Annotated in this window: 20 protein-coding genes; 16 read left to right on the top strand and 4 right to left on the bottom strand. The window is 72.4% G+C overall.

Annotated elements, in window-relative coordinates:
• Nucleotides 1–71 precede the first annotated feature (71 nt).
• Complete coding sequence (locus ACIGFK_RS27180) at nucleotides 72–662, top strand: TetR/AcrR family transcriptional regulator (protein ID WP_376660158.1); 591 nt, start codon at nucleotides 72–74, stop codon at nucleotides 660–662.
• 123 nt (nucleotides 663–785) lie between these two features.
• Nucleotides 786–2990 carry an MMPL family transporter gene (locus ACIGFK_RS27185; RefSeq protein ID WP_400053920.1) on the top strand — a complete coding sequence of 735 codons (2205 nt, stop codon included), beginning with the start codon at nucleotides 786–788 and terminating at the stop codon, nucleotides 2988–2990.
• Between the two features lie 66 nt (nucleotides 2991–3056).
• Here the strand turns inward: ACIGFK_RS27185 and ACIGFK_RS27190 are convergent, their stop codons facing one another.
• Complete coding sequence (locus tag ACIGFK_RS27190; RefSeq protein WP_376660160.1) at nucleotides 3057–3455, bottom strand: SsgA family sporulation/cell division regulator; 399 nt, start codon at nucleotides 3453–3455, stop codon at nucleotides 3057–3059.
• Between the two features lie 163 nt (nucleotides 3456–3618).
• On the opposite strand from ACIGFK_RS27190, the gene ACIGFK_RS27195 reads away from it, so the two are divergent.
• The 4 genes from ACIGFK_RS27195 (at nucleotide 3619) to ACIGFK_RS27210 (ending at nucleotide 7655) form a co-directional block, all read left to right on the top strand.
• Complete coding sequence (locus tag ACIGFK_RS27195; protein ID WP_376660161.1) at nucleotides 3619–4650, top strand: energy-coupling factor ABC transporter permease; 1032 nt, start codon at nucleotides 3619–3621, stop codon at nucleotides 4648–4650.
• The gene (cbiQ, locus tag ACIGFK_RS27200) at nucleotides 4650–5411 is read left to right on the top strand and encodes a cobalt ECF transporter T component CbiQ (RefSeq protein WP_376660162.1); all 762 of its coding nucleotides are present in this window, start codon (nucleotides 4650–4652) and stop codon (nucleotides 5409–5411) included. The genes ACIGFK_RS27195 and cbiQ overlap by 1 nt, the downstream gene beginning before the upstream one ends.
• Nucleotides 5412–5609: 198 nt before the next feature.
• Nucleotides 5610–6374, top strand: coding sequence for an energy-coupling factor ABC transporter ATP-binding protein (locus ACIGFK_RS27205; protein ID WP_376660163.1), 765 nt, complete (start codon nucleotides 5610–5612; stop codon nucleotides 6372–6374).
• Nucleotides 6375–6488: 114 nt separating this feature from the next.
• Nucleotides 6489–7655, top strand: a complete 1167-nt coding sequence (locus ACIGFK_RS27210; protein WP_376660164.1) for a serine hydrolase domain-containing protein — start codon at nucleotides 6489–6491, stop codon at nucleotides 7653–7655.
• Here the strand turns inward: ACIGFK_RS27210 and ACIGFK_RS27215 are convergent.
• Together ACIGFK_RS27215 and ACIGFK_RS27220 are read right to left on the bottom strand one after the other, a co-directional pair.
• On the bottom strand, nucleotides 7652–8137 hold the full coding sequence (locus ACIGFK_RS27215; protein ID WP_376660165.1) for a YbaK/EbsC family protein: 486 nt from the start codon (nucleotides 8135–8137) through the stop codon (nucleotides 7652–7654). The two genes, ACIGFK_RS27210 and ACIGFK_RS27215, sit on opposite strands and share 4 nt — an antisense overlap.
• A 170-nt stretch (nucleotides 8138–8307) precedes the next feature.
• On the bottom strand, nucleotides 8308–9951 hold the full coding sequence (locus ACIGFK_RS27220) for a penicillin-binding transpeptidase domain-containing protein (RefSeq protein ID WP_376660166.1): 1644 nt from the start codon (nucleotides 9949–9951) through the stop codon (nucleotides 8308–8310).
• A 229-nt stretch (nucleotides 9952–10180) separates the two neighbouring features.
• On the opposite strand from ACIGFK_RS27220, the gene ACIGFK_RS27225 reads away from it, so the two are divergent.
• The gene (locus ACIGFK_RS27225; protein ID WP_400053922.1) at nucleotides 10181–11416 is read left to right on the top strand and encodes an RNA-guided endonuclease InsQ/TnpB family protein; all 1236 of its coding nucleotides are present in this window, start codon (nucleotides 10181–10183) and stop codon (nucleotides 11414–11416) included.
• 34 nt (nucleotides 11417–11450) lie between these two features.
• On the opposite strand, the gene ACIGFK_RS27230 is transcribed toward ACIGFK_RS27225, so the two are convergent.
• Nucleotides 11451–13214, bottom strand: a complete 1764-nt coding sequence (locus ACIGFK_RS27230) for a dolichyl-phosphate-mannose--protein mannosyltransferase (protein ID WP_376660167.1) — start codon at nucleotides 13212–13214, stop codon at nucleotides 11451–11453.
• Between the two features lie 139 nt (nucleotides 13215–13353).
• Between ACIGFK_RS27230 and rsmI the strand changes: the two genes are divergently transcribed.
• The 9 genes from rsmI (at nucleotide 13354) to ACIGFK_RS27275 (ending at nucleotide 24605) form a co-directional block, all read left to right on the top strand.
• Nucleotides 13354–14211, top strand: a complete 858-nt coding sequence (rsmI, locus tag ACIGFK_RS27235; protein WP_376660170.1) for a 16S rRNA (cytidine(1402)-2'-O)-methyltransferase — start codon at nucleotides 13354–13356, stop codon at nucleotides 14209–14211.
• Nucleotides 14212–14372: 161 nt separating this feature from the next.
• A complete protein-coding gene (locus tag ACIGFK_RS27240; protein WP_400053924.1) occupies nucleotides 14373–14855 on the top strand; it encodes a hypothetical protein in 483 nt (160 codons plus the stop codon).
• A 10-nt stretch (nucleotides 14856–14865) separates the two neighbouring features.
• Nucleotides 14866–15741: a TatD family hydrolase gene (locus ACIGFK_RS27245; protein WP_376660169.1), complete on the top strand. Its 876-nt coding sequence runs from the start codon at nucleotides 14866–14868 to the stop codon at nucleotides 15739–15741.
• 101 nt (nucleotides 15742–15842) lie between these two features.
• Nucleotides 15843–17507: a ubiquitin-like domain-containing protein gene (locus ACIGFK_RS27250; RefSeq protein ID WP_400053925.1), complete on the top strand. Its 1665-nt coding sequence runs from the start codon at nucleotides 15843–15845 to the stop codon at nucleotides 17505–17507.
• The gene (rsmA, locus tag ACIGFK_RS27255; RefSeq protein WP_376662400.1) at nucleotides 17504–18415 is read left to right on the top strand and encodes a 16S rRNA (adenine(1518)-N(6)/adenine(1519)-N(6))-dimethyltransferase RsmA; all 912 of its coding nucleotides are present in this window, start codon (nucleotides 17504–17506) and stop codon (nucleotides 18413–18415) included. Before ACIGFK_RS27250 ends, rsmA begins: the two co-directional genes overlap by 4 nt.
• Nucleotides 18412–19329, top strand: a complete 918-nt coding sequence (locus tag ACIGFK_RS27260; RefSeq protein ID WP_386465056.1) for a 4-(cytidine 5'-diphospho)-2-C-methyl-D-erythritol kinase — start codon at nucleotides 18412–18414, stop codon at nucleotides 19327–19329. The genes rsmA and ACIGFK_RS27260 overlap by 4 nt, the downstream gene beginning before the upstream one ends.
• A 307-nt stretch (nucleotides 19330–19636) precedes the next feature.
• Nucleotides 19637–20968 (top strand): acyltransferase, encoded by a 1332-nt coding sequence (locus tag ACIGFK_RS27265; protein WP_376661325.1) that lies wholly within the window; start codon nucleotides 19637–19639, stop codon nucleotides 20966–20968.
• 28 nt (nucleotides 20969–20996) lie between these two features.
• Nucleotides 20997–22802 (top strand): ABC-F family ATP-binding cassette domain-containing protein, encoded by a 1806-nt coding sequence (locus tag ACIGFK_RS27270; protein ID WP_376661326.1) that lies wholly within the window; start codon nucleotides 20997–20999, stop codon nucleotides 22800–22802.
• A gap of 147 nt (nucleotides 22803–22949) precedes the next feature.
• On the top strand, nucleotides 22950–24605 hold the full coding sequence (locus ACIGFK_RS27275) for a PQQ-binding-like beta-propeller repeat protein (protein WP_400053927.1): 1656 nt from the start codon (nucleotides 22950–22952) through the stop codon (nucleotides 24603–24605).
• Nucleotides 24606–24709 lie beyond the last annotated feature (104 nt).

Below are 24709 nucleotides of genomic sequence, written 5' to 3' on the forward strand. Positions count from 1 at the left end.
TCGTTTCGCTGGGGCGAGGGGGTATGGTCTTATGAGTACGAAGTAGTTTCGTTCGGATGGGAGGTGCGGAGATGACCGAGGCGAGTGCGTCGCGGCGCAGCCGGATCACCCCCGAACGGCAGGCCGAACTGCACGAGGCGGTCCTCGACCTCCTGCGTGACGTCGGCTACGAGGCGCTGACCATGGATGCGATCGCCGCTCGTACGAAGTCCAGCAAGGCCACCCTCTACCGCCAGTGGGGGAGCAAGCCCGAACTGGTCGCCAAGGCCCTGCGATGCACGCAGCCCGTCTCGCTGCGGGAGATCGACACGGGCAGCCTGCGCGGGGACTTCGCGCGCATGGTGGAGCACTCCGACGACGCGCAGATGGCCAAGGACACCGCACTCATGCGGGGTCTGACCCACGCCATCCACGAGAGCCCGGAACTCCACAAGGCACTGCGCGACCTGCTCGTCGACCCGGAGATCAACGGTCTCCAGCTGATGCTGCGGCGTGCGGTGGACCGGGGCGAGATCAGCCCGGACTGCCGTGCCCTCGACTTCGTACCCCACATGCTCATCGGGGCGTTCATCGCGCTCCCGCTGATCGAGGACCGTCCGGTGGACCGGACCTTCCTCGGTGACTTCATCGACGCCGTGGTGTTCCCCGCCCTCGGCGTCTGATCCTCCCCGCTTCGCCCAGTCCCCACAGCTCGTCGCTCGCTGCTGCTCCTGACACGCCGCTCTCGTCGTCGGGCCGGCTCATCCTGCCTTCCATCCCACGACCTGAACGGGAGAACCACCCTCGTGGCCACCTTCCTCTACCGGCTCGGCCGCGGCGCTTTCCGGCGCCGCGGGCTCGTCGCCCTCATATGGGTGGCGCTGCTGTTCGCCGCCGGATTCGGCGCGGCCTCGGCCGGCGCCCCCAGCTCCGGTTCCTTCTCGATCCCCGGCACGGAGGCCCAGAAGGCCTTCGACCTGCTGGACAAGCGCTTCCCGGGCATGGCCGCCGACGGCGCCACCGCCCGCATCGTCATCAAGGCCCCGGCGGGCGCGAAGGTCACCGACCCCGGCCCCAAGGCCGAGGTCCAGAAGATCATCGACGACCTCAAGTCCGGCCCGGGCAAGGACCAGATCTCCTCGGTCACCGACCCGTACCAGGCGCAGGCCGTGAGCCAGGACGGTTCGACGACCTACATCAGCACCAAGTACAAGGTCAGCGGCATGGAGCTGACCGACGCGACCCGCGAGGCGCTGAAGGACTCCGGCACGGAGGCCCAGGAGCACGGGCTGACCGTCGAGATCGGGGGCGACGCCCTGATGGCGGCGCCCGAGACCGGCTCCGGCGAGGTCATCGGCATCCTGATCGCCGCGATCGTCCTCGTCATCACCTTCGGCTCGCTGATCGCGGCCGGCCTGCCGCTGCTGACCGCGCTGATCGGCGTGGGCATCGGCATCTCCTCCATCACCGCGCTCGCCAACGTGCTGGACCTCGGCTCCACCACCTCCACCCTCGCGATGATGATCGGCCTCGCGGTCGGCATCGACTACGCCCTCTTCATCGTCTCCCGCTACCGCACGGAGCTCGCCGAGGGCCGGGAGCGCGACGAGGCCGCCGGCCGCGCCGCCGGAACCGCCGGCTCCGCCGTCGTCTTCGCCGGTCTGACCGTGGTCATCGCCCTCGTGGGCCTGTCCGTCGTCAACATCCCGATGCTGACCAAGATGGGCGCCGCGGCCGCCGGTACGGTGGTCATCGCGGTGCTCGTGGCGCTGACCCTGGTCCCGGCCATCCTCGGCTTCGCCGGCAAGAAGGTGCTGCCGGCCGGCCAGAAGAGCAAGCTGTTCGGCAAGGGCAAGCCTGCGGGCGACAAGCCCAAGGTCAACGGCGGCACCCGCTGGGCCCGCTTCGTACTGCGCCGCCCGGTCATGGTGCTGCTGGCCGGTGTGATCGGCCTCGGCGTCGTCGCGATCCCCGCGAGCAAGCTGGAGATGGGCCTGCCCGACGACGGCGCCCAGCCGGTCTCCACCACCCAGCGCAAGGCGTACGACCTGCTGTCCGACGGCTTCGGCCCCGGCTTCAACGGTCCGCTGATGGTGGTCGTGGACGGCGGCAAGGAGCTCGCCGACAAGACGGTCGACCAGATCAAGGGCCTCGACGGCGTGGCCGCGGTCACCCCGCCGATGCTCAACAAGGACGGCGACGCGGCGATCATCAACGTGATCCCGAAGGACCGGCCCTCCTCCACGCAGACCGAGGACCTGGTCCACGAGATCCGGAACGGCAGCGGCGACGAGGTCCTCGTCACCGGGGCCACCGCGATGAACATCGACTTCTCGCAGAAGATGAACGACGCGCTGCTGCCCTACCTCGCGCTCGTCGTCGGCCTCGCCTTCCTGCTCCTGATGCTGGTGTTCCGCTCCGTCCTGGTCCCGCTCAAGGCGGCCCTCGGCTTCCTGCTCTCGGTGGTCGCCGCCCTCGGCGCGGTCGTCGCGGTCTTCCAGTGGGGCTGGCTCGGCTCGCTCTTCGGCGTGGAGCAGACCGGCCCGATCATGTCGATGATGCCGATCTTCATGGTCGGCGTGGTCTTCGGCCTGGCCATGGACTACGAGGTCTTCCTCGTCACCCGCATGCGGGAGGCGTACGTCCACGGCGAGCGCCCCGGCCAGGCCGTGGTGACCGGCTTCCAGTACAGCGCCCGGGTGGTCGTGGCCGCCGCCGTCATCATGATCGCGGTGTTCGCGGGCTTCATCGGAGCCAGCGAGCAGATGGTCAAGATGATCGGCTTCGGCCTGGCCGTCGCCGTCTTCTTCGACGCCTTCGTGGTCCGCATGACCATCGTCCCGGCGGTGCTCGCCCTGCTCGGCCACAAGGCCTGGTGGCTGCCCAAGTGGCTCGACCGGCTGCTGCCGAACGTGGACGTCGAGGGCGAGAGCCTGCGCAAGCACCTGGCCGCTGAGTCCGCGGACGGCCCGGAGGGCCCGGGCAAGGACCGCGAGCTCGTCAACGCGTAACCGCTCCCGCACGACGGCCCCGGCCCCGCACCCCCTGATCACCAGGAGGTGCGGGGCCGGACCCGTTCACCCGAGCCGGCGCCCGGCGGGGGCGGGGGCGTTCGTACGGCGCAGGAAGCGGCGCAGGGCCGCGATGTCGAACTGCACCACCGCCACGCCGTCCGGGGAGTGGAACTCGACGACCGCCTGGACGCGGCCGCAGGGCCAGACGCGTACGTCCCCGGTCCCGCTCGGAGCCTGGAGCCCGGCCTCCAGCAGGGCCCGGGGGAACACCCACTCGTTCTCCGTGCCCTCGGGGGACAGCTCGGCGGGGAAGACGATCCGCACGGCCAGCGGTTCGGACTCGGCGAAGCGCAGGGCCACCGGAATCTTCCGGTAGAGGGGGTCGTCGCTGATCACGCGCGCGATCACGCGCTCCTCGACGGAGGTGGCGGTCGCTGGGGGATTCTCGGCGGTGGCTGACACGACAAGACTCCTCTTTTCGGCACATATGCGTCCGTTTGCCCTCCAGCCTCGCACATCCCAGCGAAACCGCACGGGGTCATTTGTGCTGCAGACGCTGTTGCCAACGGTTTGCAACTAGGCACTATTCTTGGACGGCTGAAAACTGCGAGAAAGCGGAGCCCCCATGCACGTGCCCGACGGATTCATCAACGCACCCGTATCGGTGGCCGCCGGAGTGGTGGCGGCCGGCGCGGTCGCCGTCAGCCTGCGGGGCGCCCGCCGCGAACTCGACGAGCGCACCGCCCCGCTCGCCGGGCTCGTCGCCGCCTTCATCTTCGCCGTGCAGATGCTCAACTTCCCCGTCGCGGCAGGCACCAGCGGACACCTCCTCGGAGGGGCGCTCGCCGCGATACTCGTCGGCCCCTGCACCGGCGTGCTGTGCGTGTCGGTGGTCCTCCTCATGCAGGGCATCCTCTTCGCCGACGGCGGGCTGACCGCCCTCGGCGTGAACATCACCGTCATGGGCGTCGTCACCGTCGTCGTGGCCTACGCGGTCTTCCGCGGTCTGCTCAAGGTGCTGCCGGCCACCCGCCGCTCCGTGACCGCCGCCGCGTTCGCCGGAGCCCTCCTCTCGGTGCCCGGCGCGGCCGCCGCCTTCACCGCGATCTACGCCGTCGGCGGCACCACCGACGTGCCCATCGGCAAGGTGCTCACCGCGATGGTCGGCGTCCACGTGCTCATCGGCATCGGCGAAGCCGCCATCACCGCGGCGACCGTGGGCGCCGTGATCGCCGTACGGCCCGACCTGGTGCACGGCGCGCGCGGGCTGACCGCCCCGCTGAAGCTCCGCGTCGGCGGGGAACTCGTCGACGCGCCCGCGGCCGCCGCGCCCGCCGCCGCCCGCTCCGCCACGAAGGTGTGGGTCACCGGCCTGGTCTCCGCCCTCGTTCTCGCCGGCTTCGTCTCCTTCTACGCCTCCGCCAGCCCCGACGGCCTGGAGAAGGTCGCCGCCGACCAGGGCATCGACGCCAAGGTCCAGGAGCACGCCGCCAAGGACTCCCCGCTCGCCGACTACTCCGTCAAGGACGTCGCCGACGCCCGCCTCTCCGGCGGCCTCGCGGGCGCCCTCGGCGTCGGCGCGACCGTCGCCGTGGGCACCGGGATCTTCTGGGCCGTGCGCCGCCGCCGCACGTCCGAGCCGTCGGCCGCGGTCTGATGGGCGCGGGACACGCCCACAAGCTCTACCGGCACGCCCACACCCCCGTCCACGACCTCCCCCCGCACTGCAAGCTGGCGGCGACGTTCGCGTTCGTCGTCGCCGTCGTGTCCACACCGCGCGAGGCGGTGTGGGCCTTCGGGGTGTACGCGCTCCTCATCGCGGCCGCCGCTGCCGCCGCCCGGATCCCGGCCGGCTTCCTGCTGCGCCGGCTGCTGATCGAGATCCCCTTCGTCGCCTTCGCCGTGCTCATGCCGTTCGTCGCGCAGGGCGAGCGCGTGGAGGTCCTCGGCATGTCGCTCAGCGTTTCCGGCCTCTGGGGCGCCTGGAACGTCCTGGCCAAGGGAACGCTCGGCGTCGCCGCCTCCGTCCTGCTCGCCTCGACGACGGAACTGCGGGCGCTGCTCCTCGGCCTGCAGCGGCTGAAGCTGCCCCCGCTGCTCGTGCAGATCGCCTCCTTCATGATCCGCTACGGCGACGTCATCAGCGACGAGCTGCGCCGGATGTCCATCGCCCGCCGCTCCCGCGGCTTCGAGGCCAGCGGCATCCGCCACTGGGGGGTGCTGGCCAAGACGGCCGGCGCACTGTTCATCCGCTCCTACGAGCGCGGCGAGCGGGTCTACCTCGCGATGGTCAGCCGCGGCTACGCCGGCTCGATGCCGGTGACCGACGACGTCGTGGCGACCCGAGCCCAGTGGGCGTACGCGGCCGTGCTCCCGGTGACGGCCCTCGCCGTCTGTCTGATGGGATGGTCCCTTTGAATCCTCCCCTTCCCGAGGGAGGGGATTCCTGGCTCACGTTGCCTGGTGGACCGGCGGCCCGTCAGGTCTTCCACGATCAGCGCCAGCCGGGTTGAAACCAGCCCGGACAACAGCAATGCGAAAGGTGACGTGCGTGCTTGGTTCTCGCTGCGCACTGTCTGTAGTGAAGTGTATCGGATTCTGTGACCGGAGGTCCAAGTGAACCACGAGCCCTCGCTCGAAGTATCCGGACTCGCCTACGCCTACCCCGACGGCCACCAGGCCCTCTTCGGGGTGGACCTGAGCGTCGGGCGCGGCGAGCGGGTCGCCCTGCTCGGCCCCAACGGCGCCGGCAAGACCACCCTCGTGCTGCACCTCAACGGCATCCTCGGCGGCGGGGTCGGCTCGGTGGCCGTGGCCGGGCTGCCGGTGGAGAAGCGGAACTTCGCCGAGATCCGCCGCCGGGTCGGGATCGTCTTCCAGGACCCCGACGACCAGCTGTTCATGCCGACCGTCCGCGAGGACGTGGCCTTCGGCCCCGCGGCCGCGGGCCTGCGCGGCGCGGAGCTGGAGGAGCGGGTGCGCGGGGCGCTGGACCAGGTCGGCATGGCGGACTTCGCCGACCGGCCGCCGCACCACCTGTCCTTCGGCCAGCGCCGCCGGGTGGCCGTCGCCACGGTCCTCGCGATGCGGCCGGAGATCCTCGTCCTCGACGAGCCCTCCTCCAACCTCGACCCGGCTTCGCGCCGCGAGCTCGCCGACATCCTGCGCTCCCTCGACGTGACCGTGCTGATGGTGACCCACGACCTGCCGTACGCCCTGGAGCTGTGCCAGCGCTCGGTGATCCTCAGCGAAGGGGTCATCGCCGCCGACGGCCGCACCCAGGAGCTCTTGTGCGACGAGGAGCTGATGCGGGCCCACCGGCTGGAGCTGCCCTTCGGCTTCGACCCGCGCACGCCCCTCCTGACGCCCCCCTCGCACTGACCGGCGCCGGGCCCGGGGAGTCGTTCCGGGGACCCGGGAAGCAGGGCCGTCCAGCAGGCGTTGCATTGTGTCGTGGGCGCCGTCGGGGCGCCACGGCAGGTGCTGGGAGTAGACGTGGATGTCCACGGGTCGGTGGCGGAGGGCTTCGAGCCGGTCCGCGAGGCTTTCGTACGCAACTTCGACGTGCTCGGTGACCGGGGTGCGGCCGTGGCCGTGTACCGGGACGGCCGCAAGGTCGTCGACCTGTGGGGCGGCACCAAGGACGCCGAAGGCGGCGAAGGCTCCGAGCCCTGGGCCGAGGACACCGCGCAGATAGTCCGCTCCGCCACCAAGGGCGTCGCCGCCGCCGTGCCGCTGCTGCTGCACCAGCGCGGGCTGCTGGACCTGGACGCGCCGGTCGGTTCGTACTGGCCGGAGTTCAAGACGGGCGGCAAGGAGAAGACGCTCGTCCGCGACCTCCTCGCGCACCGGGCCGGCGTTCCGGCGCTGGACCGGGGGCTGACCGTGGCCGAGGCCGCGGACGGGGTCACCGGGGCCCGCGCGGTCGCCGCGCAGCGGCCCTTCTGGGAGCCCGGCACCGAGCACGGCTACCACGCGCAGACCTTCAGCTGGCTGGTGTCCGAGCTGGTGCTCCGGGCCACCGGCCGCACCATCGGCTCGTTCCTCGCGGAGGAGATGGCCGAGCCGCTGGGGCTGGACTTCTGGATCGGCCTGCCGGAGACGGAGTCCCACCGGGTGGGACGGGTCGCGCCCGTCGACCCGCCGGAGAGCGCGGGCCTGCTGAAGACCCGGCCGCGGCGAAACGTTTCCGAGGCCTACGCCGACCCGGACTCCCTCACCCGCCGCGCCTTCGCGGCCATCGACCCCCAGCCGGACGAGAACGACCCCGCCTACCAGGCCGCCGAGCTCCCCGGCTCCGCCGGCATCGGCACGGCCCGCGCCCTGGCCCGCTTCTACGGCGCCACCATCGGCGTGGTCGAGGACGGCGCCCGCATCTTCACCCCGGAGACCACCGCCCTGGCCGCCCGCGAGCTCTCCTCGGGCCCCGACCGGGTGCTGATCGTCAACACCCGCTTCGGGCCCGGCTACATGCTGCACGGCCCGGCCTCCCCGCTGCTCTCCCCGGCCTCCTTCGGCCACCCGGGCCGCGGCGGTTCCCTGGCCTTCGCGGACCCGGACGCGGGCATCGGCTTCGGCTACGTCACCAACGCCCACGCCAAGTCGGTCACGGCCGACCCCCGCGCGCAGGCGCTGGTACGGGCCCTGAAGTCGGCCCTCTAGCCCTGGGAGGCCCCTTCCCGCACATCGGCGAGCGTGGCGCCCGCGTGCGCGATGAGCTCCCCGGGGGCCATCGGGAACACGCTGTTCGGGGTGCCGGCCGCCGCCCAGACCTCGGTGTGGGCCAGCAGGGACCGGTCGGCGAGCACGCGCGTGCGGGTCCGGTGCCCGAAGGGCGGGACGCCGCCGATGGCGTAGCCGGTGGTTTCCCGGACCACGGCCGCGTCCGCCCGGGTGACCTTCCCGGCGCCGAGTTCGCGGCGCACGGCCTCGACATCGACCCGGGAGGCCCCGTCCATGAGGACCAGTACGGGGACCCCGTCCGCGGCGAAGATCAGCGACTTCACGATCTGGCTGAGCTCGCAGCCGATCGCGGCGGCCGCGTCGGCGGCCGTACGGGTCCCCTCGGGGAAGGTCCGGACGGCGGGGTCGAGCCCCAGCCCGGCCAGGGCCTCGGCGAAGAGGGGGTGCGTGGAGGTCGTCATACCGGGACGCTAGCGCCGCGCCTCCGCCCGGGTCGAGCCGTTTCCCTCCCGGGCCGGGTCGGGCAGGTTCGCGGGCACCCTCCTGGCGGGGCGCGGGGCAGCGCCCCGGCAACGGCGCCGCACTCCAGGAGCGGCCCGACCCAGCCCGGGAGGGAAACGGCCCGGGAGGGCTACCCGGCGTTGAGGACCTGCGCCACGATCGGGCCCGCCGCCTCGCCGCCGTGGCCGCCCGCTTCGACCATGGCCGCCGCGGCCACGTCGCCACTGAAGCCGGTGAACCAGCTGTCCGGGCTGCCCGCGCCGTCGACCTCGGCGGAGCCGGTCTTCGCGCCCTTGTCCGAGCCGCCGACCGAGGACATCGCCTCGCGGCCGGTGCCGCTCGTCGCGGTCAGCTTCATCATCTTCACCAGCTGCGCCGACACCCCCGGCTTCAGGGCCCGCGAGGCGGTGGCGAGGGTGCGTCCGTCCAGCGAGGCCTTGACGATCACCGGCTGGCGGAACACCCCGGTCCGGGCGGTCGCCGTGATCGAGGCGACGTTCAGCGGGTTCATCGTGACCGTGCCCTGGCCGATGTACGCGGCGGCCGCGCCCGCCCCCGAGTCCTGCGGGACCGACCCGTCCCGCGAGACGATCCCGGTCTTCCAGTCCAGCCCGATGCCGAAGACGTCCTTCGCCTCCCGCGGCAGCGCCCCGTTGTCGTGCACGTCGTCGATCAGGCTGATGAAGGCGGTGTTGCAGGACCTGGCGAAGCTCGATGCGAAGGTCTCGCCCTCCGACTTGAAGTTGCCGAGGTTGTGGAAGGTCCGCCCCTCCCACGTGGCGGTGGCCGGGCAGGCCGCGGGCTTGTCCGCCGACACCAGGCCCTGCTCGATCAGCATGGCCCCCGTCACGATCTTCATCGTCGAGCCCGGCGCCCGCGCCCCCCGCATCGCCGCGTTGAAGCCGTCCTTGCGGTGGTTGGCCACGGCCAGGATCTCGCCCGTGCTCGGCTGGATCGCGACCACCGAGGCCTCGGCGTACTTCGCCACCGCCTTCTCCGCCGCGGCCTGCACCTCGGCGTCCAGCACGGTCGGGATCTCCCCCGGCTTGCCCTCGGACAGCGTCATCAGGGTCCGCTTGGGGTCGTTCGGGGTGAACGGCTCGATCCACACCTCCGCGCCCTTCGTGCCGCCCGCCTTCTCGCCGTACGCCTTGCGCAGGTCGTCCAGGACCGCCCGCAGCGAGGGGTACTGCTCGGCGGTCAGCTCCTTGCCGTTGCGGTCGAGCGCCTTCACGGGCGGGGTCGCGGGGGCGCCGGCGCGCAGCCGCTCGCCGCGCTGGAGCTGCGGGTGGATGATCGAGTCCTTCCAGTCGACCAGCGGCTTCCCGGTGGTCAGCCCGCGCACCACGGTGAGCTCGGAGTCGTAGGCGAGGGGCTTGGTCGTGCCCTCGTACGTGATCTCCGCCTCGACCTTGAAGGGCACGGTGGTGCCGTTGTGCGCGCCGGGGGTGATCACGGCCTTGGACACGAGCGCCCTCGTCTTGAACTCGCCGACGGCGGGCTGCGCGTCATGCGCGTTGTTCGTCAGCGCGGCGGCCGCGGCCGAGTCCCCGGCGGCCCACGCGGCGAGGAAGGCCTTGGCGGTCTCCACCGTCTCCTTCTCCGTCACCGGCCCGCTGCCCTTGCCCGCCTGGACGGAGGTCGTGCCGTCCTTCGCGCCGCTCTTCCCGCCCTGGCCGCCGTCCCCGACCAGCGTGTACACCCCGTACCCGGCGCCGCCGACGAGCGTGAGGAACACCCCGCCGACGATGGCGCCCTTTGCCGCCCCGTTCATGTCGCATCCTCCCCCGAACCACAGTTCTCTGAACGCGTTCAAAGAACCCTTGGTGCGGACCTTACGCCCCGTCGCCGTGCGACTTCGCTCTCGTTACCGGAACGGAACCTCGATGGCCGAAAGGGAGCGGGAAATGGCAAGAGGGCCCGGCGTATTGGGGCGGCCACTCGTTCGGGTTGGGTGTTTTGGTTCGGGGGACCGAAGTCGGCTGCGGCACTAGGTTGGCGTCGTGACGGCGTTGGCGGAGGTCGGGGAGGGCGGGCACGCCCGGTACACCTTCCGGCTGCGTGTGTCGTCTATCGCCCGCACGGCTCTCTTGAGTGAGTGGGACCGGTGTCGGTGGGTGTGGAACCAGTGCGTGGCGGAATCCAGGGCGGCACACAAGGCCAAAGAGAAGTGTGGTCCTGCCCGGTTGGACAGAATGCTGACCGGATGGCGCGGCGAGCATGAGTGGCTGCTGACCGGATGGCGCGGCGAGCATGAGTGGCTGCGCGCCGGTGGGAGCGTGCCGCAGCAGCAGATCATCCGGGACTTTGCCACGTCCCGTTCCAAAGCGGTGAAGGACATCAAGGCCGGGTTGCCTATGCGGCGGCGCGCGGGGATGCCCCGCTTCAAGAAGAAGACGGTCGCAGGTCCGACGCTTAACTACACCCGGCGTGGTTTCCGGCTGAAGGATGGGCGGCTGTGTCTCGCAGGCGGAATATCGCTGACGGTGGTGTGGTCGCGTGATCTGCCCTCTGACCCGTCCAGCGTGCGTGTCTACCTTGACACTCTCGGCCACTGGTACGCCTCCTTCATTGTTCAGACGGACGTGCAGCCATTGCCGGAAACCGGTGAGGCGATCGGCATTGACTGGGGAGTGAAGGAGACCGCGACCACCACCAGCGACGAACACGACCTTCCGCACCCCGGGTACGGCCAGCAATCCGCTGGGAAGCTGGCCGGGTATCAGCGGATGATGGCCCGCCGGAAGCCGAAGTCCGGGCAGGCCGCGTCGAAGGGGTACCGGAAGGCGAAGCGGCAGGCCGCGAAGGCGCAGAAGAAGATCGCCTGGCAGCGGCAGGACGCGGCCCGCAAGTGGGCCAAGCGCGTGGTGACGGACTTCGACCGGATCGCGGTTGAGGACTTCCGGCCGAAGTTTCTCGCCAAGTCAGCCATGGCCCGCAAGGCGGCCGACGCGGCGATCTCGGCCACCAAGCACGAATTGATCAACATGGCGCGCAAGCACGGCCGCCACCTGCGGCTCGTGCACCCGGCGCACACCACCATGGACTGCGGGCGGTGTGGAGCGAGAGCCAAGCACGCACTGCCGCTGTCGGAACGTACCTACACGTGCACCGCGTGCGGAGCCGTCTCCCCCAGGGACAAGAACTCCGCACGCGTGATGCTCGTCCGGGCTGGTCTCATCCCGGCTGCCGTTGATCGTGGAAGACCCGACGGACCGCCGGTCCGCCAGGCAGCGTGAGGTAGGAATCCCCCTCATTTGCGAGGGGGAGGGTTCAAACCCAGGTGTCCAGCCACATCCGGCCCCGCCACGAGTCCATCGGCAGGCTCTGGCCCGTGTAGATCGGCCAGAAATAGATGAAGTTCCATGCGATCAGCAGCACCAGCGCACCCGCCCCGATCGCGCCCAGCGCCCGCCGCCGCTCGCTCGAGCCGGCCGGGCCCAGCAGGGCGCCGATCATCATCGCCACCGCCAGGCACAGGTACGGGACGAAGACGACCGCGTAGAAGTAGAAGATCGTCCGCTCCTGGTAGTTGAACCAGGGCAGCAGGCCCGCACCCAGCGCGCACGCGATCGCCCCCGCCCGCCAGTCGCGGCGGAAGAACCACCGCCACAGCACGTACAGCAGCGCGAAGCAGCCCGCCCACCACAGCAGCGGGGTGCCCAGGGCCAGCACCTCGCGGGCGCACTTGCCCGTCTCGGTCGCCGGGCAGCCGTCCGTGCCGGGCGCGGGGGACTCGTAGAAGTAGGAGACGGGCCGGCCCAGGACCAGCCAGCTCCACGGGTTCGACTCGTAGGTGTGCCCCGAGGTCAGGCCGACGTGGAACTTGTAGACCTCGGTCTCGTAGTGCCACAGGCTCCGCAGCCACTCCGGCAGGAACGACAGCGAGCTCTTCTGGTCGTACTTGGCCGCCCAGTCGCGCAGGTAGCCGCCCTTGCCGTTGTCCGGGCTGAAGATCCAGCCCGACCAGGAGACCAGGTACGTGACGACCGCGACCGGCACGGTCGACAGGAAGCCCGGCAGCGCGTCGCGCCGCAGCATCGACGCGTACGGGGCCCCCGCACCCGCGGTGCGGCGCGCGGCCGCGTCCCACAGCACGGTCAGGACGCCGAAGAACGCCAGCGCGATGAAGCCGTTCCACTTCGTGCCGGCGGCCAGGCCCAGGCAGACGCCCGCCAGGATCCGGTACGGGCGCCAGCCCAGCCGCAGCGTCTCGGCGATCCTCACATCGGGCCGGGTGCGGCCCTCCTCGTCCACCGGGAGCGCGTCCGCGAGCCGGGCCCGGGTCCTGTCCCGGTCGATGAGCAGCGCCCCGAAGGCGGCCAGGACGAAGAACATGAGCACCAGGTCGAGCAGGGCGGTGCGGCTCATCACCAGGTGCAGGCCGTCCACTGCGAGCAGCGCGCCCGCCAGGCAGCCCAGGAAGGTGGAGCGGAACAGGCGGCGCCCGATCCGGCACAGCATCAGCACCGACAGGGTGCCGAGCAGGGCGGTCATGAACCGCCAGCCGAAGGGGTCGAAGCCGAACATCCACTCGCCGAGGCCGATGACCCACTTGCCGACGGGCGGGTGCACCACGTAGCCGGCGTCCGCCGGGAGGGCGACCCCGTGCGGGTTCTCGAGGATCAGCTTGTCGATGTCCTTGGGCCAGCTCGCCTCGTAGCCCTGCTTGATCGTTGCCCAGGCGTCCTTGGCGTAGTACGTCTCGTCGAATATCACCGCCTTCGGGCTGCCCAGGTGCACGAACCTCAGCACTCCGGCGACCAGCGCCACCAGCAGCGGCCCCGCCCACGCCAGGATCCGGTTCCACGTCCCCCACACCTCGGGCCGCAGGCCGAAGGTCATCCACAGCTGCGGGGACGGCTGGGCGTACGGGGGCACCAGGCGGCCGCGGAGGTCCGTGCGCGCTCCTGCGGGCGGCGCGTAGCCGAAGCCGCGCAGGCGGCGCAGCCAGGTGGGCTGCTCTTCGGCCCGCCCCGACGGCAGGGCGGGAGGGGCCCCCGCGGGGCTGGGCGGCGGCGTCGCGGTACTGGTCACCGGCACATCGTAGGGAAGAGATCTGTGTGTGCCCCAGTACCCGGGGGGCGGCGGGCCACGGGACTGAGAGGATGGGCGGGTGACGACTGACCAGCCCCTCCGTACCGCACCCTCCTCCGCGACGGCCACGGCCGCAGGCCTGACGGGCGTGCTCGTCCTCGCCGGGACGCCCATCGGCGACCTCGCGGACGCCCCGCCGCGGCTCGCGGCCGAGCTGGAGCGGGCCGACGTGGTCGCCGCCGAGGACACCCGCCGGCTGCGCCGGCTGACCCAGGGGCTCGGCGTGCACACCACCGGGCGGGTCGTCTCGTACTTCGAGGGCAACGAGTCCGCGCGCACCCCGGAGCTCGTCGAGGCCCTGGAGGAGGGCAAGCGCGTCCTGCTGGTGACCGACGCCGGCATGCCCTCCGTCTCCGACCCCGGCTACCGGCTCGTGGCCGCCGCCGTGGAGAAGGACATCAAGGTCACCGCCGTCCCCGGGCCCTCCGCCGTGCTGACCGCGCTCGCCCTGTCCGGGCTGCCCGTGGACCGTTTCTGCTTCGAGGGGTTCCTGCCGCGCAAGGCGGGGGAGCGCCTCGGCCGGCTGCGCGAGGTCGAGGGCGAGCGGCGGACCCTCGTCTACTTCGAGGCCCCGCACCGGCTCGACGACACCCTGGCCGCGATGGCCGAGGTCTTCGGTGCGGACCGGCGGGCCGCCGTGTGCCGCGAGCTGACGAAGACGTACGAGGAGGTCAAGCGCGGCGGTCTCGGCGAACTGGCGGCGTGGGCGGCCGAGGGGGTGCGCGGGGAGATCACGGTCGTGGTCGAGGGAGCCCCGGCGGCCGGGCCCGGAGACGTGGACGCCGAGGAACTGGTGCGCCGGGTCCGGGTGCGCGAGGAGGCGGGGGAGCGTCGGAAAGAAGCCATCGCGGCGGTCGCGGCGGAGGCCGGAGTACCCAAGCGGGAAGTGTTCGACGCGGTCGTCGCGGCAAAGAATGCGGCTCAAAAGATGCCGTAGGTCGGTAAAGAGCTAACCTGAAAAGCAAAGCTCAGACCGCGCACCGGGCGCTTTGGGGCATGAGTCGCCCAAAGACCGTCCAACAGTCGGCAGGGCCTGATGCGCTCCCGCCCGAAGAGGCGTCCACTGGCAATGGCACCAGTGGAACAAGAGGAGCTGGCATGAGTGAGATCGCTGACACCCCGGTACCCGTGGCCCGCGCGGTACCCGCAGCCGTTTCCACCCCTCCCGTGCAGACCGTGCACGAGGCGTACTCGTTCGCGTGCATGAAGTGCGGATACGCCTGGGAGCAGGCCTACGCGATCGAGCACCACGTGGACGGCAGGGGCGAGCCCTTCATCATGTGCATGGTCAACGGCGAGCGGGTGCCCTCCCCGCTGTCCAACCCGACGTGCATGAACTGCGGCGGGCACGTCGTGCGGATCATGCGGGCCGGCCAGGTCTCCTCGGTGCTCGGCACGATCGACCGGCTCTACCACCACCGCATCGCCCCCGGAATCGCCGGGCCGGTACCGGCCGGAGCGGACGTCCCCCGCACCCCCAGGCCGCGCACGCACGAAGGCCCCGGACCCGTCCCGGTGGACGAGGCGGAACGCGGCCGGAGCCTGCTCTCCCGGCTGATGGGGGTCTTCCGCCGGTCATAAGATCGGCCGCATGAGCTCCTCCTCGAAAGACGCACCGCCGCCGCTGCCCGAACCCCTCCGGGTGGCGGTCGCGGACTCGCACACCCACCTGGACATGCAGTCCGGCACCGTCGAGGAGGGCCTCGCGAAGGCCGCCTCGGTCGGGGTGACCACCGTCGTCCAGGTGGGCTGCGACGTGAAGGGCTCCCGGTGGGCCGCCGAGACCGCGGCGGCGTACGAGAACGTCCACGCCGCCGTGGCCCTGCACCCCAACGAGGCCCCCCGCATCGTGCACGGGGACCCCGACGGCTGGTCCCGGCAGGGCGCGAGGGCGGGCGGCGGCGACGCGGCCCTCGACGAGGCGCTCGCGGAGATCGAGGCGCTGGCCGCCCTCGGCCACGTCAAGGCCGTCGGCGAGACCGGGCTGGACCACTTCCGCACCGGACCGGAGGGGATGGCCGCGCAGGAGCGTTCCTTCCGCGCCCACATCGAGATCGCCAAGCGGCAGGGCAAGGCCCTCGTCATCCACGACCGCGAGGCCCACGCGGACGTGCTGCGCGTCCTGCGCGAGGAGGGCGCCCCGGAGCGGACCGTCTTCCACTGCTACTCCGGGGACGCCGACATGGCCCGCGAGTGCGCCGCCGCCGGGTACTACATGTCCTTCGCCGGGACCGTCACCTTCAAGAACGCGGCCCCCCTGCGCGAGGCCCTGGCCGTGGCCCCGCTGGAGCTCGTCCTCGTGGAGACCGACGCCCCGTACCTGACCCCGGCGCCGTACCGCGGACGGCCCAACGCGCCGTACCTCATTCCGCTGACGGTGCGCGCCATGGCCGCGGTCCGCGGCATCGACGAGGACGCGATGGCCACGGCCCTGGCGGCCAACACGGCCCGCGCCTTCGACTACTGACGCCACCCAGAGTAGTCGTACAACTTTGGAGTGTGACGACTCCTCCGCTATGGTGCCGTGCCCCGAACCAGCGGGTGCCGACCACCAGGGGAGCGAGCGTCGTGAGCGAAGCGCAGGGCAGTCACCGCCGCGGCCGTCCCGGGCCGGGGGCCGGACAGGCCGCCGCGGGTCCCTCCGGGCCCGCACCCGGCCCGGCCGGCCCCGAGGTCCCGGCCCCCCGGGACGCGGGGGGCCGCGGCTCGCGCCGGCGGGCCCGGGGCCGGAACACCGACCGGCCGGGCGCCGCACCGACGGCGCCCGGCCCGGCCCCCGCCACTCCGCAGGGCGCCGCCGCCCCACCCGCCGCCCCACCCGCCGCCCCACCCGCCACCGCGGCCGGCACCGGCCGCCGCCGCAGCCCGGCGAACGGCGGGACCTCCGCGACCACGGCCCCTGCCCCGCCGGGACCCGGGCGGCGACGCGGTGCACAGGCCGAGGCCGCCTTCGGCGGCCCCGCCGCCGCCCCGCCCGGCGGGGAGGCCCCGCCGGGGGCCGGGAGACGCCGCGCCGGGGCCCCCGCCCCCGCCGGACCCGGCACCGGCCGCCGCCGGAGCGGCGAACCCGCCACCCTGCCGGCCCCCGCCGGACCCGGCACCGGCCGGCGGCGGGCCGCGGCCGCACCCCCGCCCGCCCCCGGAGGGACCTGGCGGCGGATCGTGCCGCAGGCGCTCGTCGTCGCCTTCCTCGCCGGCGGCACCACCGCCTTCGTCGCCGCCGACAAGACGGTCCGGCTCACCGTGGACGGCGTCCCCAGGAACCTCCACACCTTCGCCGACGACGTCGATGAACTCCTGGCCTCCGAAGGCCTCGGCGTCGGCCCCCACGACCTCGTCGCACCTGCCCCCGGCGAACCGCTCGACGACGGCGAGGAGGTCGTCGTCCGCTACGGCCGCCCCCTGCGCCTGACCCTCGACGGACAGCCCCGCCAGGTGTGGACGACCGCGCGCACCGTCGAAGGCGCCCTGCGCCAGCTCGGCATCCGCGCCGAGGGCGCCTTCCTCTCCTCCCCACGCGAGGCCCCCGTCCCCCGCACGGGCCTCGCCCTCAGCGTCCGCACCGAACGCAGCATCACCTTCCTCGCCGACGGCAGCGAACGCACCATCCGCACCAACGCGGCCACCGTCCAGGAGGCCCTCGACCAGGCCGGCATCACCCTCCACGGCCAGGACGGCACCTCCGTCCCCGCGGACTCCTTCCCGCGCGACGGCCAGACCGTCACCGTGCTCCGCATCACCGGCACCCGCGAGGTCCGGGAGGAACGCATCCCCTACGCCGTCGAGAAGACCGAGGACCCCGGCCTCTTCGCCGGGACCGAGGTCGTCGAACGCGCCGGCCGGCCCGGCGCCCGGCGGGTCACCTACAGCCTGCGCACCGTCAACGGGGTCCGGCAGAAGCCCCGCCGCATCGCCGAGGAGGTGGTCCGCGAGCCCGTCACCCAGCTGGTCAAGGTCGGCACGAAGCCGCTGCCCACCACCGTCTCCGGCGCCGACGGCCTCGACTGGGCCGCCCTCGCCCAGTGCGAGTCCGGCGGGCGCCCCTCCGCCACGGACGCCTCGGGCACCTACGGCGGCCTCTACCAGTTCGACGTCCGCACCTGGCAGGCGCTCGGCGGCAGCGGCCGCCCGCAGGACGCGCCCGCCGCGGAACAGACGTACCGGGCGAAGAAGCTCTACGTGCAGCGGGGGGCGAGCCCGTGGCCGCACTGCGGCCGTAGGCTTGCCCGGTGAGCACCGCAGAGCAGCAGCCCAACGAGAACCCCTCCACCCCTTCCGACGCCCTCCTCGGCCCGGCCGACATCCGGGAGCTGGCCGCCGTACTCGGCGTGAAGCCGACGAAGCAGAAGGGGCAGAACTTCGTCATCGACGCCAACACGGTCCGCCGGATCGTGCGCACCGCCGAGGTGCGGCCCGACGACGTGGTCGTCGAGGTCGGGCCGGGGCTGGGCTCGCTGACGCTCGCTCTGCTGGAGGCCGCCGACCGGGTCACCGCCGTCGAGATCGACGACATCCTCGCGGCCGCGCTGCCCGCCACCATCGAGGCGCGGATGCCCGAGCGCAAGGACCGCTTCGCGCTGGTCCACTCCGACGCGATGCTCGTCACGGAGCTGCCCGGGCCGGCGCCCACCGCGCTCGTCGCGAACCTGCCGTACAACGTGGCCGTGCCGGTGCTGCTGACCATGCTCGACCGCTTCCCGAGCATCGAGCGGACCCTCGTCATGGTGCAGTCGGAGGTCGCCGACCGGCTCGCCGCCGAGCCCGGCAACAAGGTCTACGGGGTGCCCTCCGTCAAGGCCAACTGGTACGCGCACGTCAAGCGGGCCGGCGCCATCGGCCGCAAGGTCTTCTGGCCCGCCCCCAACGTCGACTCGGGCCTGGTCTCCCTCGTCCGCCGCACCGAGCCGATCAAGACCACCGCCTCCAAGGCGGAGGTGTTCGCGGTCGTCGACGCCGCCTTCGCACAGCGCCGCAAGACGCTGCGCGCCGCGCTCGCCGGCTGGGCCGGTTCGGCCGCGGGCGCCGAGGAGGCGCTGGTCGCCGCCGGGATCTCCCCGCAGGCGCGCGGGGAGTCGCTGACGGTGGAGCAGTTCGCCGCGATCGCCGAGCACAAGCCGCAGGCGGAGAGGCCCGCGCTGTGAACACGAGCACCAGCACGGGCGTGACCGTACGGGTCCCCGCGAAGGTCAACGTCCAGCTCGCGGTGGGCGCGGCGCGCCCCGACGGCTTCCACGACCTGGCCAACGTCTTCCTCGCCGTCTCCCTCTTCGACGAGGTCACGGCGACGCCGGCCGACTCCCTCACCGTCAGCTGCACCGGACCGGACGCCGACCAGGTGCCGCTGGACCGTACGAACCTCGCCGCGAAGGCCGCCGAGATCCTCGCGGCGCGCCACGGCATCTCCCCCTCCGTGCACCTCCACATCGCGAAGAACATCCCGGTGGCCGGAGGCATGGCGGGCGGCAGCGCGGACGGCGCGGCGGCCCTGCTGGCGTGCGACGCGCTGTGGGGGCTCGACACCCCGCGGGCCGAGCTGCTGGACATCTGCGCGGAGCTCGGCAGCGACGTCCCCTTCAGCCTCGTCGGCGGGGCCGCGCTCGGCACGGGGCGCGGGGAGCTGCTGACGCCCGTCGCGGCGGGCGCCTTCCACTGGGTGTTCGCGGTCGCCGACGGGGGGCTGTCGACCCCGGCGGTGTTCCGCGAGTTCGACCGCCTCGCCGAGACCGAGGGCCGGGAGATCCCGGAGCCGCAGGCCTCCCCGGAACTCCTCGCGGCCCTCGCCTCCGGCGACCCGGACGCGCTGGCGGGCGTGCTGGCCAACGACCTCCAGCCGGCCGCGCTGTCCCTGCGGCCGTCGCTGGCCGCGACGCTGGATGCGGGCGTGGAGGCCGGTGCGCTGGCCGCGCTGGTCTCGGGCTCGGGCCCGACCACGGCCTTCCTGGTCCGCGACCCGGAATCCGCGCTGAAGGTGGCCGCGGCCCTGGAAGCCTCGGGTACGTGCCGCACCACCCGCGTGGCCTCGGCCCCGGCCCCCGGAGCGGTGGTCCTGGCGTAGCCCCACGGCCGAGATGCCGCTGCGCGGCACCCTGGGCTCCGCCCAGACCCGCTCCTCAAATGCCGGCGAGGCTTTTCGGCTGCTGCCGTCCGCCAGGTGCGGCAAAATCCAGCCCCTCCGGCGTTTGAGGAGCGGGGGTTCGGGGGCGGAGCCCCCGCAACGGCGCCGCACGCGACGGCGAATCAGCCCCGTCGGCGATTTGACGCGCGGGGGTCGGGGCGGAGCCCCGGGAGCGCGCCGTACTCAGGCGGCAGTTGAGTACCCGCGCCCTGTCGGCGGAGCCGGCCGGCGGGCGACCGTGGGGGACATGACAGCCAGCGCACGCGACATCGCCGACGCCACCCCCGCCGGGCGGGACCGGTACGTGGATCTGCTGAGGGTCGCCTCCCTCGGCACCGTCATCGCCGGGCACTGGCTGATGGCCGCCGTCAGCAGCGGCGGCATAGGGAACCTCCTCGCCGTCGTGCCCGGGCTCCAGGTGCTCACCTGGGGACTGCAGATCATGCCGGTGTTCTTCTTCGTCGGCGGGTTCTCGCACGCGCTGTCCTACCGCTCCCTGGCGCGGCGCAGCGACGGCCGGCCCGTCTACGCCGACTTCCTGCGCGCCCGGCTGCGCCGCCTGCTGCGGCCCACGCTCGTCTTCGTCCTCGTGTGGGCCGCCCTCGCGCTCGCCGTGCAGGCCGCCGGGCACGGCGGCGGGGTGCTGAGCGGGGCCGCGCTGCGGATGGTCACGCAGCCGCTCTGGTTCATCGGGATCTACCTCGCCATGGTCGCCTTCACCCCGCCGCTGCTGAAGCTGCACGAGCGCCACGGCTGGGCGGCCTTCGCGGGGCTGGCCGGCGCGGCCGCCGCCGTGGACGTACTGCGCTTCGCGCTCGGCGTGCCGTACGTGGAGTTCCTGAACTTCGGCTTCGTCTGGCTGGCCGTCCACCAGCTCGGCTTCCTCCGCGCCGACGGCCGGATCCGCCGCCCCGCCCTCCTGGCCGCCGCGGGCCTGGCCGGGGCCGCGCTGCTGGTGGCGTACGGCCCGTACCCGCTGTCCATGGTCGGGATGCCCGGCGAGAAGGTCTCCAACATGGCCCCGCCCACCCTGGCCCTGCTCTGCCACGGCCTGTGGCTCGTCGGCGCCGTCCAACTGCTGGTTGAGCCCGCCACGGCCTGGCTGGCCCGGCCCCGGGTCTGGCGCGGGGTCGTCGCCGCCAACGGGATCGCCATGACCGCCTTCCTCTGGCACCTCACCGCCATGCTCGCCGTGTACGGAGCCCAGATCGCCCTCGGCATCGCACTGCCCGAGCCGGCCACCGCCGCCTGGTGGGCGCAGGTGCCCGTGAGGATCGCGGCCGCCGCCGTCCTGACCGGATGCCTGGTCGCCCTGTTCCGCCGCTTCGAGGCCCCGCCGCAGCAGGCCGGGGCCCCCACCGCCTCCGGCAGCGGTCCGCGCGCCGCCGCCGGCATCACCCTGTGCCTCCTCGGCATCCTCGGGCTCTCCATGACCGGCCTCGGCGGCCTGCTCGACGGCCACACCGCCACCCTGATCGCCGTTCCCGTCACCGCGCCGGCCGCCATCGCGATGGCGCTGTGCGGCTGGCTCCTGGTGGAACGGTCCGGCACTGCCCGGCGCGTTAGGCTGAGGGGCTGATCCACACCCCTTCCCTGGAGCGCGTCTGATGGCCGTCAATCTGGTCAATGTCGAGGCAGTCAGCAAGGTGTACGGCACACGTACCCTGCTCGACGGCATCTCCCTCGGCGTATCCGAGGGGGACCGGATCGGTGTCGTCGGCCGCAACGGCGACGGCAAGACCACCCTCATCCGCATGCTGGCCAAGCTGGAGGAGCCCGACACCGGGCGCGTCACCCAGTCGGGCGGCCTGCGCATGGGCGTCCTGACCCAGCACGACTCCCTCGATCCCTCGGCGACCATCCGCCACGAGATCATCCGGGACATGGCCGACCACGAATGGGCCGGCAACGCCAAGATCCGCGACGTGCTGACCGGCCTCTTCGGCGGGCTCGACCTGCCCGGCTTCGGCCAGGGCCTCGACACCGTCATCGGCCCGCTCTCCGGCGGTGAGCGCCGACGCATCGCGCTCGCCAAGCTGCTCATCGCCGACCAGGACCTCCTCGTCCTCGACGAGCCCACCAACCACCTCGACGTCGAGGGCATCTCCTGGCTGGCCAAGCACCTCCAGGAGCGCCGCTCCGCGCTCGTCTGCGTCACCCACGACCGCTGGTTCCTCGACCAGGTCTGCACCCGCATGTGGGACGTCCAGCGCGGAGACGTCCACGAGTACGAGGGCGGCTACAGCGACTACGTCTTCGCGCGCGCCGAGCGCGAGCGGATCGCCGCCACCGAGGAGCAGAAGCGGCAGAACCTGATGCGCAAGGAGCTGGCCTGGCTGCGCCGCGGCGCGCCCGCCCGGACCTCCAAGCCGCGCTACCGCATCGAGGCGGCCAACGAGCTGATCGCCGACGTGCCGCCGCCGCGCGACAAGTCCGAGCTGATGCGCTTCGCCAACGCCCGCCTCGGCAAGACCGTCTTCGACCTCGAAGACGTCAGCGTCCACGCCGGCCCCAAGGTCCTCCTCAAGCACCTCACCTGGCACCTCGGCCCCGGCGACCGCATCGGACTCGTCGGCGTCAACGGCGCCGGCAAGACCTCCCTGCTGCGCGCCCTGGCCGAAGCCGCCCGCACCCAGGGCGAGAGCCAGCCCGCAGCCGGCCGGGTCACCGTCGGCAAGACCGTCCGGCTCGCCTACCTCTCCCAGGAGGTCGGCGAACTCGACCCGTCCCTGCGGGTCCTGGAGGCGGTGCAGCGCGTACGCGACCGCGTCGACCTCGGCAAGGGCCGGGAGATGACGGCGGGCCAGCTGTGCGAGCAGTTCGGTTTCACCAAGGAGAAGCAGTGGACGCCCGTCGGCGACCTCTCCGGTGGCGAGCGGCGCAGGCTGCAGATCCTGCGCCTGCTGATGGACGAGCCGAACGTCCTCTTCCTCGACGAGCCCACCAACGACCTCGACATCGAGACCCTGACCCAGCTGGAGGACCTCCTCGACGGCTGGCCCGGCTCGATGATCGTGATCTCCCACGACCGGTTCTTCATCGAGCGCACCACCGACACGGTGATGGCCCTCCTCGGCGACGCGAGCCTGCGGATGCTCCCGCGCGGCCTGGACGAGTACCTGGAACGCCGCCAGCGGATGATCGAGGCGGCCGCCCCGGCGCCCGCGCCCGCCGCTGCCGCCGCGAAGTCCACCTCGTCGGGCGACTCCCGCGCGGCGAAGAAGGAACTCCAGAAGATCGAGCGCCAGCTGAACAAGCTCTCCGACCGCGAGAGCAACCTGCACGCGCAGATCGCGGAGCACTCCACCGACTACGACAAGGTCGCCAAGCTCGACGCGGAACTGCGCGAACTCCTCTCGGAACGGGACGATTTGGAGATGCGCTGGCTGGAACTGGCCGAAGAGGCCCAGTAGCCGGACCGCGCCGGCCGAACCGATAACGACGGCGTCACGGGCCGGTCCTCCCTTGGGAACAGGGGACGGACCGGCCCGTTGTGCACGTGCGGGCAGTGATAGAAAGGTCATCCCCCCACACCCGCCCGAAGCCGAAAGCGTGCGCTGATGACCGAGCCGCCCCAGCCGCCGAACCAGCCGCCGACTCCTTCCGGTTACGGGCACCTGCCCGGCCCGCCGCAGCCGTCCGCGTACGGCCATCCGCCGCAGGGCCCCAACCCGTACGCCCAGCCGCCCCAGCAGCCACAGCAGTTCCAGCACCCCCCACAGCCCCCGACGCAGCCGGGGTACGGGTACCCGCCGCCGCCTCCCGGCCTGCCGGGGATGCCTCCGCCCGCGCCCGGGATGCCGCCGAAGAAGAAGCTGACCCTGCTGGTCGCCGCCTCGGCGACCGCGCTCCTGCTCATCGGAGGCGTCGGCTGGGTCGCCCTCTCCCGCGGGGACGACGGCCCGGACAAGCCCACCGCGCAGAACTCCGTGCCCGCCGACGGCAAGCCCTCCTCGTCGCCTTCCGTGGACAAGGGCGACGGCAGCGGCAACGGCGCCCAGGAGGCCGACCTCAACGCCGGCCGCAAGCAGGGCGAGGACAAGGTCCTCTGGCTCAAGATGGTCAAGATCGACGGACCGGGCATGGGGGTCGACTCCCCGGGCCAGTGGGTGGTGGGCGACACCGTCGTCAAGGGCGTCTGGAAGTCCCTCACCGCCTACTCGGCCGCCGACGGCAAGGAGAAGTGGACGCTGCCCTTCCCGGCCCTGATCTGCGCCACCAGCCCGCAGACCACCACCGACGGCAAGACCGTCGTCATGTACAGGGAAGGCGAGTCGGACACCGCCTCCTGCACCCAGATGCGCGTCGTCGACCTGAAGACGGGCAAGGAGGTCTGGTCGAAGGAGGTGCCCAAGGAAGGGCTGTTCGACCTCTTCACCAGCCCCTCGGTGGACATCACCGGCGACACCGTCGCCATCAGCCGCGGCGGCAACGCCAGCGCCTTCAAGATCAGCACCGGTGACAAGCTGTTCGCGAGCAACCAGGGCGACGGGTGCCAGCCCGACTCCTACACGGCGGGCAACGGCAAGATGATCGCCCTCGCCACCTGCCAGGACGAGAACCGCACCGTCGAGGTCCACGGCACCGACCCGGTCACCGGCAAGCCGAACTGGACCTTCCGGCTCCCCCCGAAGTTCAAGGTCACCAGCATCTACTCGGTGGACCCGCTCGTCCTCGACCTCGGCAACGAGGAGAGCAAGGAGCGCTCCATCGTGGTCATCGGCCCCGACGGGAAGCAGACCGCCACCCTCACCGGCGAGGGCAACTTCCCCCTGGGCTGCGGCGACACCGGACTCTTCCGGTCCCTGACGACGTGCAGTTCCTCGGCCGTCGCCGACAACACCCTCTACCTGGCCACCAAGGAGCCGGACGGCAAGGCGAACGAGATCGTCGCCTTCGACCTGTCCACCGGCAAGGCCAAGTGGCGCACCCCGGCCGGGGACAAGCGCACCATCACCCCGCTCAAGGCAGCGGACGGACAGCTGATCTTCTACCGCGAGGCCGAGGAGGACAAGGGCGGCGAGATCCTCTCGATCCCCGCCGCCGGTGGCACCCCCACCGCGCTCCTGCGCAACCCCTCGGGCCCCGCCGCTCCGATCGAGCACTCGTTCCGTCTCCCGAAGGCCGACTACGTGGACGGACGGTTCTTCATCTCCACCGGCCACCTGAAGGCCGAGGGCAAGGACGAGAAGCTCCTCATGGTCTTCGGCAAGTGAACGTGTCCGACAGCCGCCCACCGAGAGGCAGTAGCAACGCATGAGTACCCCGCCGCCCCCCAGCCAGCCGCCGTCCGGCGGCTTCGGAGCGCCGCAGGATCCCC

This window comes from Streptomyces sp. NPDC085524 (genome assembly GCF_044541755.1).
Classification (GTDB): domain Bacteria; phylum Actinomycetota; class Actinomycetes; order Streptomycetales; family Streptomycetaceae; genus Streptomyces.

Excerpts from the sequence above, each read along its gene's own strand:
- ACIGFK_RS27180 (WP_376660158.1), top strand. The coding sequence starts at position 72 with ATGACCGAGGCGAGTGCGTCGCGGCGCAGCCGGATCACCCCCGAACGG.
- ACIGFK_RS27195 (WP_376660161.1), top strand. The coding sequence starts at position 3,619 with ATGCACGTGCCCGACGGATTCATCAACGCACCCGTATCGGTGGCCGCC.
- cbiQ (WP_376660162.1), top strand. The coding sequence starts at position 4,650 with ATGGGCGCGGGACACGCCCACAAGCTCTACCGGCACGCCCACACCCCC.
- ACIGFK_RS27215 (WP_376660165.1), bottom strand. The coding sequence starts at position 8,137 with ATGACGACCTCCACGCACCCCCTCTTCGCCGAGGCCCTGGCCGGGCTG.
- ACIGFK_RS27220 (WP_376660166.1), bottom strand. The coding sequence starts at position 9,951 with ATGAACGGGGCGGCAAAGGGCGCCATCGTCGGCGGGGTGTTCCTCACG.
- ACIGFK_RS27240 (WP_400053924.1), top strand. The coding sequence starts at position 14,373 with ATGAGTGAGATCGCTGACACCCCGGTACCCGTGGCCCGCGCGGTACCC.
- ACIGFK_RS27245 (WP_376660169.1), top strand. The coding sequence starts at position 14,866 with ATGAGCTCCTCCTCGAAAGACGCACCGCCGCCGCTGCCCGAACCCCTC.
- ACIGFK_RS27265 (WP_376661325.1), top strand. The coding sequence starts at position 19,637 with ATGACAGCCAGCGCACGCGACATCGCCGACGCCACCCCCGCCGGGCGG.
- ACIGFK_RS27270 (WP_376661326.1), top strand. The coding sequence starts at position 20,997 with ATGGCCGTCAATCTGGTCAATGTCGAGGCAGTCAGCAAGGTGTACGGC.
- ACIGFK_RS27275 (WP_400053927.1), top strand. The coding sequence starts at position 22,950 with ATGACCGAGCCGCCCCAGCCGCCGAACCAGCCGCCGACTCCTTCCGGT.